Source organism: Herbaspirillum sp., from assembly GCF_017744395.1.
Taxonomy (GTDB): Bacteria; Pseudomonadota; Gammaproteobacteria; order Burkholderiales; family Burkholderiaceae_D; genus Herbaspirillum.
The window spans coordinates 13,377-26,336 of sequence record NZ_JAGIBI010000010.1 but is presented as its reverse complement, the minus strand read 5'-3'; the positions used below and the strand labels follow the sequence as shown (position 1 = coordinate 26,336).

12 protein-coding genes are annotated in these 12,960 nt (G+C 64.5%); 4 read left to right on the top strand and 8 right to left on the bottom strand.

The window, feature by feature from the left end; all coding sequences use genetic code 11:
* Window positions 1-86 precede the first annotated feature (86 nt).
* The 3 genes from hemB to J7548_RS19480 all read left to right on the top strand — a co-directional run bounded on the left by hemB (window position 87) and on the right by J7548_RS19480 (window position 2,682).
* Window positions 87-1,112 (top strand): porphobilinogen synthase, encoded by a 1,026-nt coding sequence (gene hemB / locus J7548_RS19490; protein WP_290977886.1) that lies wholly within the window; start codon window positions 87-89, stop codon window positions 1,110-1,112.
* Between the two features lie 13 nt (window positions 1,113-1,125).
* A complete protein-coding gene (gene sigJ / locus J7548_RS19485; protein WP_290977884.1) occupies window positions 1,126-2,103 on the top strand; it encodes an RNA polymerase sigma factor SigJ in 978 nt (325 codons plus the stop codon).
* Window positions 2,104-2,220: 117 nt separating this feature from the next.
* Complete coding sequence (locus tag J7548_RS19480) at window positions 2,221-2,682, top strand: carboxymuconolactone decarboxylase family protein (protein WP_290977882.1); 462 nt, start codon at window positions 2,221-2,223, stop codon at window positions 2,680-2,682.
* 137 nt (window positions 2,683-2,819) lie between these two features.
* Here J7548_RS19480 and J7548_RS19475 read toward each other — a convergent pair whose 3' ends face one another.
* The 3 genes from J7548_RS19475 to J7548_RS19465 all read right to left on the bottom strand — a co-directional run bounded on the left by J7548_RS19475 (window position 2,820) and on the right by J7548_RS19465 (window position 7,001).
* Window positions 2,820-4,028: an ABC transporter substrate-binding protein gene (locus J7548_RS19475; RefSeq protein ID WP_290977880.1), complete on the bottom strand. Its 1,209-nt coding sequence runs from the start codon at window positions 4,026-4,028 to the stop codon at window positions 2,820-2,822.
* Window positions 4,029-4,149: 121 nt separating this feature from the next.
* Window positions 4,150-5,736 (bottom strand): aldehyde dehydrogenase (NADP(+)), encoded by a 1,587-nt coding sequence (locus J7548_RS19470; RefSeq protein WP_290977878.1) that lies wholly within the window; start codon window positions 5,734-5,736, stop codon window positions 4,150-4,152.
* Window positions 5,737-5,861: 125 nt separating this feature from the next.
* Window positions 5,862-7,001, bottom strand: a complete 1,140-nt coding sequence (locus tag J7548_RS19465; RefSeq protein ID WP_290977876.1) for an iron-containing alcohol dehydrogenase — start codon at window positions 6,999-7,001, stop codon at window positions 5,862-5,864.
* Between the two features lie 214 nt (window positions 7,002-7,215).
* On the opposite strand from J7548_RS19465, the gene J7548_RS19460 reads away from it, so the two are divergent.
* Window positions 7,216-8,157, top strand: a complete 942-nt coding sequence (locus tag J7548_RS19460; RefSeq protein WP_290977874.1) for a LysR family transcriptional regulator — start codon at window positions 7,216-7,218, stop codon at window positions 8,155-8,157.
* 73 nt (window positions 8,158-8,230) lie between these two features.
* Here J7548_RS19460 and J7548_RS19455 read toward each other — a convergent pair whose 3' ends face one another.
* From J7548_RS19455 to rpoA, 5 genes are all read right to left on the bottom strand, one after another.
* On the bottom strand, window positions 8,231-8,869 hold the full coding sequence (locus J7548_RS19455) for a peroxiredoxin (protein ID WP_044528189.1): 639 nt from the start codon (window positions 8,867-8,869) through the stop codon (window positions 8,231-8,233).
* Window positions 8,870-9,007: 138 nt separating this feature from the next.
* Window positions 9,008-10,804: a protein-disulfide reductase DsbD gene (dsbD, locus tag J7548_RS19450; protein ID WP_290977870.1), complete on the bottom strand. Its 1,797-nt coding sequence runs from the start codon at window positions 10,802-10,804 to the stop codon at window positions 9,008-9,010.
* 24 nt (window positions 10,805-10,828) lie between these two features.
* Complete coding sequence (cutA, locus tag J7548_RS19445) at window positions 10,829-11,176, bottom strand: divalent-cation tolerance protein CutA (RefSeq protein WP_290977868.1); 348 nt, start codon at window positions 11,174-11,176, stop codon at window positions 10,829-10,831.
* Window positions 11,177-11,376: 200 nt separating this feature from the next.
* Window positions 11,377-11,772 carry a 50S ribosomal protein L17 gene (gene rplQ / locus J7548_RS19440; RefSeq protein ID WP_290977866.1) on the bottom strand — a complete coding sequence of 132 codons (396 nt, stop codon included), beginning with the start codon at window positions 11,770-11,772 and terminating at the stop codon, window positions 11,377-11,379.
* A gap of 174 nt (window positions 11,773-11,946) precedes the next feature.
* Window positions 11,947-12,927 (bottom strand): DNA-directed RNA polymerase subunit alpha, encoded by a 981-nt coding sequence (gene rpoA, locus J7548_RS19435; protein ID WP_290977864.1) that lies wholly within the window; start codon window positions 12,925-12,927, stop codon window positions 11,947-11,949.
* Window positions 12,928-12,960: the final 33 nt, after the last annotated feature.

The window sequence follows — 12,960 nt, the reverse complement described above, 5'->3', positions numbered from 1 at the left end:
CCTCAATTTTCAGAACATAACGACATTTTCCTAGAACTTATCCTAGGTTGATATCAATTAGCGACACATTGAACTGAAAGAAAGCCATGCCAGTTTCCAACGCCAGCCTGCCCAACACTGCCGCCTACCCCGCCCTGCGCATGCGCCGCATGCGCCGCGATGCCTTTTCGCGCGCCCTGATGGCCGAGAACGTCATCACCGCCGCCGACCTGATCTATCCGGTGTTCGTCCAGGAAGGCCAGAACCTGCGCACCCCGGTGCCGTCGCTGCCGGGCGTGGAACGCCTGTCGTTGGATGCGCTGCTGCCGGTAGCCGAGGAATGCGTGAAGCTGGGAGTGCCGGTGCTGGCGCTGTTCCCGGCGATCGATCCCGCGCTGAAGACGCCGGACGGCATCGAAGCCACCAATCCGGACGGCCTGATCCCGCGCGTGGTGCGCGCGCTGAAGGAACGTTTCCCCGAACTGGGCGTGCTGTGCGACGTCGCGCTGGATCCCTACACCAGCCATGGCCAGGACGGCGTGCTGAACGAGGCCGGGTACATCCTCAACGACGAAACCATCGAACTGCTGGTCAGGCAGGCGCAAACCCAGGCCGACGCCGGCGTCGACGTGGTCGCGCCGTCCGACATGATGGACGGCCGCATCGGCGCCATCCGTACCATGCTGGAATCCAAGGGTCATATCTACACCCGCATCATGGCCTACTCGGCCAAGTACGCCTCGGCCTTCTACGGCCCCTTCCGCGACGCGGTCGGTTCGGCCGCCAACCTCGGCAAGGGCAGCAAGGCCACCTACCAGATGGACCCGGCCAACAGCGACGAGGCGCTGCGCGAAGTGGCGCTGGACCTGGCCGAAGGCGCCGACATGGTGATGGTCAAGCCCGGCATGCCCTACCTGGACATCGTGCGCCGCGTGAAGGACGAGTTCAAGGTGCCGACCTTCGCCTACCAGGTCAGCGGCGAATACGCCATGATCAAGGCCGCCGCCCAGAATGGCTGGCTGGACCACGACAAGACCATGATGGAAGCCATGATGGCCTTCAAGCGCGCCGGCGCCGACGGCGTGCTGACCTACTTCGCGCTGGACATCGCGCGCAAGCTCAAGCAGGCATAACCCAGGCGCGGGCATGGGCGCCGGCAGCGACGACCTCGACCTCTTCAGCCGCCACCGGCCGCGCCTGTTCGGCGTGGCCTACCGCATGCTGGGCTCGCGCAGCGATGCCGAGGACGTGCTGCAGGACGCCTGGCTGCGCTGGCACGGCCAGGATACGCAAGCGCTGGAATCGGCCGAAGCCTGGCTGGTCACCGTCGTCACGCGGCTGTGCATCGACCGCCTGCGCCAGGCGCAGCAGGAACGCCTATCCTACGTCGGCCACTGGCTGCCGGAACCGCTGGTGGACCTGGCCGAAGCCGGCCCCGGAATCGACCTGTCCGGCGATGCGCTGCTGGCGCCCTCGCCCGAAGCGCTGCTGGAACAGCACAGCGACGTCTCCTTCGCCTACCTGCTGCTGCTCGAACGCCTGAAACCCGAGGAACGCGCCGCCTTCCTGCTGCGCGAAGTGTTCGACAACGACTATCCCGACATCGCCGCCATCCTGCAAAAGAGCGAAGCGAGCTGCCGCCAGCTGGTGCACCGCGCGCGCGAACGTCTGGCCAGGCACGAAGAAGCCGGCAAGCGCAGCGCCGTACCGCGCAAGCCGCTACGCACCGCCTCCGCCCCCGTCTCCCGTGAAACCCATGACGCCCTGCTGCAAAAGTTCATGCAGGCGGTGCAAAGCGGCGAGCGCGAGGCCATGCTAAGCCTGCTGGCCGAAGACGCGCGCCTGATCGGCGACGGCGGCGGCAAGGTATCGTCCTTTCCGCATCCGCTGTTCTCGGGCGCGCGCATCTCCTGGCTGTACTACGCCAACATCCGCCGCTTCGGCCAACGCATCGCCTATCGGGCCGCCTGGATCAATGGCAGTGCGGGCCTGTTGCGTTATGTGGACGGCAAGCTGGAATCGGCCCAGGTGCTGGAGACCGAGAACGGCCTCATTGCGGAAATCTATGTCGTGCGCAACCCGGACAAACTGGCGGCGATCGCCCGCCAGACCTTGCGCTCCTAAAAAAAATTTTCCGTTTTTTTTAAAAAAAACTGTCACAAGCCGACTTGGCGCTCCGTCTTATGGAGGTACACCGGCCATGTGCGCCGGCGTCGATCCCTCATCTCAAGGAGAAATGCCGTGTCCGACTTCAAGCAACGCCTGCAACACACCAAACTCGCCGCTCCCGCCTTCAACGCCCTGCTCCAGGCCAACGATGCCGTGCACCGGAGCGGCGTCGACCCGAGGCTGCTGGAACTGCTGTTCCTGCGCGTGTCGCAGATCAATGGCTGCGCCTTCTGCGCCGACATGCATTCGCACGACCTGCTCAAGGCCGGCGAAGACCAGCGGCGCCTGAACACCCTGGCCGCCTGGCGCGAGATCCCGTTCTTCACCGAACCGGAACGCGCCGCGCTGAACTGGGCCGAGCGCTTCACCGACCTGAAGCACCAGGACGGCGAGAAGGAGGATGCCGCCTTCGCCCTGATGCAGCAGCACTTCAGCGACACCGAGATCGCCAACATCACCTTCGCCGTGGCCCTCATCAACGCCTGGAACCGCCTGGGCGTGTCGATGCGCCCGCAAGTGCCGCGCCGCGGCTGAGCGCGCCGTTCAACGGACGAAAAAAAACGCACCCCGGTCGCCCGGGATGCGTTGAACATGGTCCGATCCACATCAGACTTTCTGCTCAAAACCTGTCCGGCGCTTCTTCGGAAGCGCCGGTTAAACCTATACCTGTCTTACTTCCACAGCGCGCATTTGGACTCGGCCTTGGTCATGTAGGCCTGCTCGCCGGGAATGGTCTGCACCAGCTTGTAGTAGTCCCACGGACGCTTGGATTCGGACGGCTTTTTCACTTCCATCAGGTACATGTCGTGCACCATGCGGCCGTCCGGACGGATGACGCCGTTGGAGGTGAAGAAATCGTTGATCTTGTTCTTGCGCAGGTAGTCCATCACACGGTCGGCATCGGTGCTGCCCACGGCCTTGACCGCCTTCAGGTACTGCCCCACCGCCGAAGCGTCGCCGGCCTGGAACATGGTCGGCATCTTCTTCATCTTGCCGAAGTAGCGGTTGCCCCATGCGCGCGACTGGTCGTTCATGTCCCAATACCAGCCGTCGGTCAGGTACATGCCCTGCGTGACCTGCAGGCCCAGCGCGTGGGTATCGGTGATGAAGATCAGCAGGCCCGCCAGCTTCATCGTCTTGTTCACGCCGAATTCATTGGCCGCCTTGATGGCGTTGATGATGTCGCCGCCGGCCACCGCCAGGCCCAAAATCTGCGCCTTGGAGGATTGCGCCTGCAGCAGGAACGACGAGAAGTCGGAGGTCGCCAGCGGCGCGCGCACCTGGCCCACGACGGTGCCGCCGCCGGCCTTCACCACTTCGCTGGTGTCTTTCTCAAGCGAGGTGCCGAACGCGTAGTCGGCCGTCACGAAGAACCACGACTTGCCGCCCTGCTTGGTGATGGCGGCGCCCGTGCCGCGCGCCAGCGCGGTGGTGTCGTAGGCGTACTGGACGGTGTAGGCGTTGCATTCCTCGTTGGTCTGGCGCGTGGTGCCGGCGCCGACCGAGAGGAACACCTTCTTCTTCTCGCCCGCGACCTTGCCCATGGCCAGGCTGGCGGCCGAGTTCACGCCGCCCACCAGCATGTCGACGCCGTCGCGGTCGAACCATTCGCGCGCCTTGTTGGCGGCGATGTCGGCCTTGTTCTGGTGGTCGGCGAACACGAATTCGATCTTCTTGCCGTTGATGCTGCCGCCGGCGTCCGCAATGGCCATCTTGATGGCTTCGATGCCGCCCTGGCCGTCCATGTCGGCGTAGGTGCCGGACAGGTCGGTGATGAAACCGATCTTGATGGTGTCGCCGGCGGCCTGCACCGGCAGGGATGCGCCAAACAAGGCGCACATGGCGGCGGACACGGCCGCGCGCTTGATGTTCTTCTTCAAGGTCTCCTCCTCCGGGTGGAAGCCGCGGCATCGCGCCGCGGCCCATTTCGATTTCTTATGTGCTTTCTTGTGCGACTTCCCGGGCATGCGCCTTATGGCGCATGCCTTGTTTCCGGTCGGCTCAGCCGACGGTGGCGCGCGTCATTTCGCCATCGACCAGGCGCATCAGGCCCAGCGGGTTGGCGTTTTGCAGCGGCACCGGCAGCATCGCGTCCGGGTAGTTCTGGTAGCACACCGGGCGCAGGAAGCGCTCGATGGCCAGCGTGCCGACCGACGTGCCGCGCGCATCCGAAGTCGCCGGGTACGGGCCGCCGTGGACCATCGCATCGCATACCTCGACGCCGGTCGGGTAGCCGTTCAGCAGCAGGCGGCCGGCCTTCTGCTCCAGCAGCGCGATCAGGTCCTGGTTGCCCTGCAGGTCACCGATTTCGGCTTGCAGCGTGGCGGTCAGCTGGCCGTTCATGCTGGCGGCAAAGTCGATCAGTTGCTCGCGGCTTTCCAGTTCCACGATCACGGTGCAGGGACCGAACACTTCTTCTTCCAGCGGCGCTTCCTTGGAGAACAGCAGGGAGGGATCCGCCTTGAACAGGTGCGGCACCGCCTGGGTGTAGCTGCTGCCGCCGGTGGCGATGACCTTCACGCCCGGCAACTGGGTCAGGCGCGCCACGCCGCCGTTGTAGTGCGACAGCGCTTCGCTGTTGAGCATGGTGGCCGGGGACTGGCCGGAGATCGCGCCCGACAGGCTGTCGATGAAGGCGCTCAGCTCGGGCGAACGCACGCCCATCAGCAGGCCGGGGTTGGTGCACAGCTGGCCGCAGCCGACCACCACCGATGCCGCCAGTTCCTTGGCGATGGTTTCGCCGCGCGCCTTGAGCGCTTCGGGCATCAGGATGATGGGGTTGATGCTGGACATCTCGGCGAACACCGGGATCGGCTGCGGACGCGCCGCCGCCATGTCGCACAGGGCGCGGCCGCCGCGCAGCGAACCGGTGAAGCCGACCGCCTGGATCTCGGGGCTCTTGACCAGTTGGCCGCCGACGCTGCCGTAGACCATGTTGAAGGTGCCGGCCGGCATGCCGGTCTTCTTGACGGCGCGCTCGATGGCGTCAGCCACCAGTTCGGACGTCACCAGGTGGCCGCTGTGGGCCTTGAACACCACCGGGCAGCCGGCCGCCAGGGCGGCTGCAGTATCGCCGCCGGCCACCGAGAATGCCAGCGGGAAGTTGCTGGCGCCGAACACGGCCACCGGGCCGACGCCGATCTTGTACTGGCGGATGTCCGGGCGCGGCAGCGGCTTGCGGTCGGGCAGCGCGGTGTCGATACGGGCGCCGTAGAAATCGCCGCGGCGCAGGACCTTGGCGAACAGGCGCATCTGGCCGCTGGTGCGGGCGCGCTCGCCGGTCAGGCGCGGCGTTGCCGGCAACGCGGTTTCGCGCGCGACGGCGGCGATGAAGTCGTCGCCCAGCGCATCGATTTCATCGGCGATGGCGTCCAGGAAAGCGGCGCGCTGTTGCGAGGTGGTCGCGCGGTAAGCCGGATAAACCTTCTCGGCCGCCCGCACGGCGGCGGCGACTTCGGCTTCGGTCGCGGTCAGGAACGGCGTTTCGAACAGCGCGCCGGTGGTGGCGTCCACGCTGTGCAGTTTGACCTCGCCCTTGCCGCTGCGCTGGCCGCCGATGTAGTTATGTCCGAGGATGTTCAAGCTCACGATGTGCTCCTGGTTTATTGAATAGTCTGTCAATGTTGGGCGCCGCCCCGGCGGGGTCGTGCGCGAAAAGCCGCACCTCTTGTGGACGAGGGGCGGCCGGCTGGGTTGCGATTACGTTTTGCGCATCACATGGATTGCTGCAGCATGCGTTCGTAGTCCTGCTCCGACGCCACGCGCGGGTTGGTCTTGTGGCTGTGGTCGGCCAATGCGCCCTGGATGATCCTGGGGAACATGTCGGCCGTCACGCCCAGCTCGCCCAGGCCGGCGGGCAGGCCAAGGCGCTTGCTCATTTCCTTGATGGCGGGGCCGATCTCGGCGCCGCTCTTCAAGCCCATGGCGTGCGCCATGCGCGCCATCTTGTTGTCCTTGACCATGGTCTCGGCGCTTTCGTTGAAAGCGATGATGGCCGGCAGGAAGATAGCGTTCAGGGTGCCGTGGTGGAGTTTCGGATTGATGCCGCCCAGCGAGTGCGACAGGCTGTGCACGCAGCCCAGGCCCTTCTGGAACGCCATCGCGCCCTGCATCGAGGCGCTCATCATGTTCAGGCGCGCTTCGCGGTCGCCCGGCTCCTTGGTGGCGCGTTCGATATGCGCCCAGGCGCGCCACAGGCCGTCCAGCGCGATGCCGTCGGCGGGCGGGTTGAAGGCCGGCGCCATGAAGGTTTCCAGGCAGTGGGCGATGGCGTCCATGCCGGTGGCGGCAGTCATCAGCGCCGGCAGGCCGAGCGTCAGTTCCGGGTCGCAGATGGCGACCTTGGGCACGATAAACGGAGAGATCACACCGACCTTGCGGCCGTCGTCCAGGATCAGGATGGCGCCGCGGCCGACTTCGCTGCCGGTGCCGGCGGTGGTCGGGATGGCGATCACCGGCGCGGTCTTGGCGGTGATGTTGGACAGGCCGCCTTCGATCAGCGCGAAGGACTTCAGCGGGCCGTCGTGCGTGCCGCACACCGCCACGCCCTTGGCCAGGTCGATCGAGGAACCGCCGCCGACGGCCACGATGCCGTCGCAGCCGGCCTCACGGAACATCGCCACGGCGCCGCGCACGGCGTTTTCGTTCGGGTTCGGGGGAGTCTGGTCGTACACGGGGACGGCGGCGCCGTCCTTCAACTGGCCCAGCACCTTGGCGAGCAGGCCGGCGTTGCGGATGCCCATGTCGGTGACCACCAGCGGCTTCTTGATGCCGATGCGCTCGCATTCCTGCTGCAGCAGCGACAGTGCGCCATAGTCGAACTGGACTTGGGTAATGTAATTGATGAGTGCCATCACATAGCCTTGATTTATAGATATCGGCCCAAGGGCTCGTTGGCGTCCTGCCTGGCGGGAACCCGGATACTCATCCGTTTTCCCCGTTGCAGCCTTGGTTGGAAAGCCAGACTCTAAGCCAATGCAAGCGCTTTGACTAATGAGATGTGTTGATACGGGTATAACCAACGGTCATACTGGAGCCTTTCCGATTCCGCCAGAACGGTCCGCCGCCATGCAAGCCTCCCTGCCCTCGCTCGCCTCGATCACCTCGCGCCTGCACCTGCGCCAGTTGCGCCTGCTGATCGCCCTGTCCGACCACGGCTCGCTGCTCAAGGCGGCCGAGCAGGTCGCCCTGACCCAGCCCGGCGCCAGCAAGGCCCTGCAGGAAATCGAAAGCACCCTGGGCGTGTCCTTGTTCGTGCGCACCAACCGCGGGCTGGAGCCGACCGACCTCGGCCATTGCGTGATCCGCTATGCGCGGCTGATCCAGACCGACCTGACCCACCTGCGCGAGGAAATGCTGTCGATCATGCAAGGCAACGGCGGGCGGCTGGCGGTGGGCACCATCATGGGCGCGGTGCCGCTGCTGACCGACGCCTTGACGCGCCTGCTGGAAAAGCGCCCCACGCTGTCGGTGGAAATCGTGGAAGACACCAGCGCACGCCTGTTGCGGCTGCTGGACCAGGGGAGGCTGGACATGGCGATCTGCCGCACCAGCATCAGCCAGCGCCCGCACCTGTACGATGCCTTCAACATCCACGACGAAGAGCTGGCGGTGGTGGCCAGCGTCAGCCACCCGCTGGCGCACGCGAAACAATTGCAACTGTCGGACCTGGCCGATTCGCGCTGGGTGGTGTATTCGGCCAACATGCCGATGCGGGTCTCGCTGGAGCGCGAATTCCACAACGCCGACCTGCGCTTCCCGCTGCATCTGATGGAAACCACCTCGGCCTTCACCACGCTGTCGCTGCTGCAGAAGAACCCACATTTCGTGGCGCTGCTGTCGGTGGACGTGGCGCAGTTCTGCACCCGCTTCGGCATGACCTGCATCCTGCCGCTGCAGTTGCACACGCGCAGCGAGCCCTACCAGCTGGTGACGCGCCACGGCACCCAGCTGTCGCCGGCGGCGCGGCTGTTCATCGAGGATTTCTCGCAGGCGGTGGCGCCGCAATAGAAGCGCCTCCCGCGAAAACAAAAAGCGCTCCCGAGGGAGCGCTTTTTTATGGCGATTGCGTACGCCTTTACTCTTACTTGTTCGGCTGCGGCGTGATGCGCAGGTACGGACGCGGCGCCTTGTAGCCCTTCGGGTACTTCTGCTTGATCACTTCCTCATCCTTGACCGTCAGCGGGATGATCACGTCGTCGCCGTCCTTCCAGTTGCCCGGGGTGGCCACGGTGTAGCCGTCGGTCAGCTGCAGGGCGTCGATCACGCGCAGCACTTCGTCGAAGTTGCGGCCGGTGCTCATCGGGTAGGTGATGATCAGGCGCACCTTCTTCTTCGGGTCGATCACGAACAGCGAGCGCACGGTGGCGGTCTCGGACTGGTTCGGGTGGATCATGTCGTACAGGCCGGCGACCTTCTTGTCGACGTCGGCCACGATGGGGAAGCCGACCACGGTCTGCTGGGTTTCCTCGATGTCCTTGATCCACTGGTTGTGGGCCTCGGCGCCGTCCACCGACAGCGCGATGGCCTTGACGTTGCGCTTGTCGAACTCCGGCTTGAGCTTGGCGGTCAGGCCCAGTTCGGTGGTGCAGACCGGCGTGAAATCGGCCGGGTGGGAGAACAGCACGACCCAGGAATCGCCCGCCCAGTCGTGGAATTTGATTTTGCCGATCGAGGATTCTTGCTCGAAATCCGGCGCGGTGTCGCCCAGACGCAGTGTCATAACGGTCTCCTTGTTCGAGGGTGAGAAGAAAGGGGAACGAAGACTATAACTTGCCCCGGGGCTTCATCCAACAATTATTAAGGCGTAACCAAATAACGCACGGCAATGATCAGTTCCCGTTCCGGCACTCCCTGTGCCTCACAAGCTTTGCAATACCGAGAGGAAACGGTCGGCGTCCTGATAGCCGATCACGCGCTTGTCGGCCTGCTCCCTGCCGTCGCCACTGAAGAACATGATGCCCGGCGGCCCGAACAGCTTGAAACGCTTGAGCATGGCGCGGTCGTCCGCATTGTTGGCGGTGACGTCGATCTGCAGCAGCAGCATCTGGCTGAACCGTTCCTTCACGCGCGCGTCGGTGAAGGTGAAGCGCTCCATTTCCTTGCAGGAAACGCACCAGTCGGCATAGAAATCCAGCATCACCGGCCGGCGCTCGCCCCTGGCATTCTGCGCCAGCGCGGCATCCAGCTCGGCCGACGAGCGCACCCGGACGAATTCGGCCTGCTCGCCCGCCCGGCCCGGCGCCGACAAGTGCGCCAACGGCGCCAGCGGATCGCGCCCGCCGGTGGCGACGCTGACCAGCTGCAGCAATCCCAGCGCGGCAAATACCAGGCCAAAGGCGCGCGCCAGCCAGCCGGCCGGACGCGACCACAGCAGGTAGGCGCCATAGCCGATCCCGAGCGCCGCCCATCCGGCCACCTGCAGCCAGGCTGGAATCACCGGCGACACCATCCACAACGCGGTGCCCAGCATCAGCACGCCGAAGAAGCGCTTGACCGCGTCCATCCAGGCGCCGGCGCGCGGCAGCAAGGCGCCGGCCGAGGCGCCGATCAGCAGCAGCGGCACGCTCATGCCCAACGCCATGGCGAACAACGCGCTGCCGCCCAGCACCAGGTTGCCGGTCTGGCTGATGTACAGCAGCGCGCCGGCCAGCGGAGCGGCCACGCAAGGGCCGACGATCAATGCGGAAATCGCGCCCATCAGGAATACGCCGACCCACTTGCCGCTGCCGCCGCCGGAAGCGTCCGACAGTTTGGATTGCAGCGCAGCCGGCACCTGCAATTGATAGACATCGAACATGGACAGGGCCAGCCCCGCCATCAGCAGCGCGAAGGCGCCCAGGACCCACTGGTTCTGCAAGTAAGCCGACAAGCCTTCGCCCAGCATGCCGGCCGCCACGCCCAGCGCCGTATAGACCAGCGCCATGCCGAGCGCGTAGTCGACCGACAGCAGGAAGCTGCGGGCGCGCCCCTGGCCGGTCGCCGCGCCTTGCTGGCCGACGATGATGGAAGACAGGATGGGCACCATCGGCAGCACGCAAGGCGTGAACGATAGCCCGATGCCGAGGATGAAGAACAGCGAGAGGATGCTCCACAGCTTGCCGCCCTTGAGCACGGCGGCAATGCCGTCGACATCGGCGGTGCCGGCCGGCGCCGCGGCATCGCTATTGCTGCCGGCGCGCACCACGGCGCCGATCGCCTGCGGCGACAGGTTCAGTTTCAGCGTCATCGGCGGATAGCACAGTCCCTTGTCGGCGCAGCCCTGCGATACCGCATCGATGGTGAACGGGCCGGCTGCGTCCGACACCGGAATCCGCGCTACAACTTCCTTGTGGTAGGTCTCCACTTCCTTCTGGAAATTCTCGTCGTACTTGGTCACGCCATGCGGGAACTGCGGCTCGCCCAGCGTCGCTCCCTGCGCGCTGAAATGGAAGCGGTCGCGGTACATGTAGTAGCCGTCGGCGATGCGGTAGCTCAGTTCCAGCGTAGCGGCGTCCAGCATGCGCGCGCTGAGCTGGAAGGCCTGTTCCGGCGGCAGGTAGTCGTCGGCCGCGCGCGCCGGCTGCAGCGCCAGCAAGGCGGCCAGCGGCAGCAGGCAAAGGAGGTTCGTCAGCAGGCGCTGCGCGCCGCGGGAAATGCGGTTCTTGATGTTGTTCATGCGGCTCAGTTTCGGTTCTTCACATCAGGTGCTCAGGGGCTTGCCGGTCTCTTCCCGCATCCACTGGAGGTAGGCAGGCAAACCTGCCGCCACCGGCAGCGCGACGATCTCCGGCACATCGTAAGGATGGGCGCGGCAGATCGCCTGCTCCACCTCTGCGTAGCGCGCCTGCGTAGTCTTGATCAGCAACGGGATTTCGCTGGCATGCTCCACCTTGCCCTGCCAGCGATACACCGACGCCACCGGCGCCAGGATGTTCACGCAGGCGGCCAGCCCCTCGTCCACCAGCGTGCGCGCCAGGGATTGCGCCAACTCCTGTTCAGGTACATTGGTCAGCACCAGCAGCGGCTGGTTCAATTGGGATGATGTCATGTCTGGTGTCCTTTGCCATGCGCGGCCGATGATGGCGGGGCATGGCGCTGCATATGAAGAAGAGACAATCCCTTATTCAACCACATCTGCACACGGCAGGCATCCGAGGCAGGCATTCGATGCGCAAGCGTACTGCTTTACCCGCGCCGAAAAACAAAAAAGCCAGGCAATGCCTGGCTTTTTCTTGGTGACAACCGAAATTATTCGGCAGTCTGCACTTCTGCATCGTCGCTGACTTCCGGACGGTCAACCAGTTCGACGAATGCCATCGGAGCGTTGTCGCCTTGACGGAAACCCATCTTCAGGATGCGCAGGTAGCCGCCGTTGCGGGTAGCGTAGCGCGGGCCCAGTTCGGAGAACAGCTTGCCGACGATTTCGCGGTCGCGCAGGCGGTTGAATGCCAGGCGCTTGTTGGCCAGGGTGTCGGTCTTGCCCAGGGTCAGGATCGGCTCGACGACGCGGCGCAGTTCCTTGGCCTTCGGCAGGGTGGTCTTGATGGCTTCGTGCTTGAGCAGCGAAACGGTCATGTTGCGCAACATGGCCAGGCGGTGGGACGAAGTACGATTCAGTTTGCGGAGACCGTGACGGTGACGCATGGTGATTTCCTTTCAGGTTAGTTTTAATCCAGTTCTTCGATCGTTGAGTTCGCTTGGCTCACTCGAACGCGGACCGGTTATGACAATTAAATAAGACTGCTTGACAACATTGCTACTGCGTTCTTGCCAATATGGCCGGCGGGACCTTCATCCTCACCGGCCACATGGCAAAAATTACTTCTCCAGGCCGGCGGGCGGCCAGTTTTCCAGCTTCATGCCCAGGGTCAGGCCGCGCGAAGCCAGGACTTCCTTGATTTCGTTCAACGACTTGCGGCCCAGGTTCGGGGTCTTCAGCAGTTCGTTTTCGCTGCGCTGGATCAGGTCGCCGATGTAGTAGATGTTCTCGGCCTTCAGGCAGTTTGCCGAACGCACGGTCAGCTCCAGGTCGTCCACCGGACGCAGCAGGATCGGATCGACCTGCGGTGCGCGCGACGGTGCTTCCGCAGTCGCTTCGGTGCCTTCCAGGGCGGCGAACACGTTCAGCTGGTCAACCAGCACGCGGGCCGATTGGCGGATCGCTTCTTCCGGGGTGATGACGCCGTTGGTCTCGATGTTCATGACCAGCTTGTCCAGGTCGGTACGCTGTTCCACGCGTGCCGATTCGACAGCGTAGGAAACACGGCGCACGGGCGAGAACGAAGCGTCCAGGATGATGCGGCCGATGGTCTTGTTGGTGTCTTCCGACAGGCGGCGGACGTTGCCCGGCACATAGCCGCGGCCCTTTTCGACCTTGATCTGCATGTCCAGCTTGCCGCCACCGGTCAGGTTGGCGATCACGTGATCCGGGTTGATCAATTCCACGTCGTGCGGCAGATCGATATCGGATGCCAGGACGACGCCTTCGCCTTCCTTCTTCAGGGTCAGGGTGACTTCGTCGCGGTTGTGCAGCTTGAAGACCACGCCCTTCAGGTTCAGCAGGATGTCGACGACGTCTTCCTGCACGCCGTCCAGCGACGAGTACTCGTGCACGACGCCGGCGATGGTGACTTCGGTCGGCGCGTAGCCGGTCATGGTCGACAGCAGCACGCGGCGCAGCGCGTTGCCCAGGGTGTGGCCATAACCGCGTTCGAACGGCTCCATCACGACCTTGGCGTGACCGGGAGCGATGGCTTCGACTTCGATGATACGGGGCTTCAACAAGCTATTGCTTTGCATGAAATGTCCTTTTCAATACCCTCGGCTCGTTAC